Source organism: Pseudomonas sp. IT-196MI5 (assembly GCF_949767415.1).
Classification (GTDB): domain Bacteria; phylum Pseudomonadota; class Gammaproteobacteria; order Pseudomonadales; family Pseudomonadaceae; genus Aquipseudomonas.
Genome location: NZ_CATKPZ010000054.1, coordinates 1 through 802, shown reverse-complemented (window position 1 = coordinate 802; position 802 = coordinate 1). Strand labels below are relative to the sequence as shown.

The 802-nt window shown below is 64.3% G+C and carries 1 protein-coding gene; it reads left to right on the top strand.

The window, feature by feature from the left end:
• Positions 1–802: VCBS domain-containing protein (locus tag ACM6IK_RS22720; protein ID WP_414876092.1), on the top strand; the 802-nt coding region annotated here is incomplete at both ends.

Genomic DNA, 802 nt, shown 5'->3' with positions numbered 1-802 from the left:
CACCTTCGCCGGCACCTACGGCACCCTGGTGCTGAATGCCAACGGCAGTTACACCTACACCCTCAACACCAGCGATGCCGACTTCAAAGCCCTGCACGGCGGTGGCGACGGCACCGAAACCTTCACCTATACCCTCACCGATGCGGACGGCGACAGCAGCACGGCGAACCTGGTGCTGCAGATCCACAACAACGACGATCCGGTGGTCCTCAACGGCCTCGACGTGTATGGCGGTGAGCTGACGGTTTACGAAAAAAACCTCAGCGACGGCAGTGCACCGGATGGTACGGCGCTGACGCAGAACGGCACCTTCACCGTCAGCGCGCTGGACGGCGTCACGAGCCTGAGCGTCGGTGGCATCGCCGTGGTCAGCGGTGGCGTGGCTGCCGGCTTCCCGCAGTCGATCACCACCCCGTTGGGCAGCACCCTGACCATCACCGGGTTCAACGCAGCGACCGGGGTGATCAGCTACAGCTACACCCTGAACGACAACGAAGCGCATCCAACCGGCAACGGCGCCAACACCCTGCCTGAGCAGTTCGCCGTGACCGTGGTCGACGACAACGGCACCACCGCCACCGGCAGCCTCGACGTCAACATCGTCGACGACCTGCCCAGTGGCGTGGACGACAGCAACATCAGTACCGCTTCGGAAACCTTGCTGACCCTCAACGGCAACGTGCTGAGCAACGACGTGCAAGGCGCCGACCGGGTAGCGGTCGGGGAAAACGCCGGCCCCATCACCCCCGGGACCTTCGCCGGCACCTACGGCACTTTGGTGCTGAATGCCAACGGCACCTAC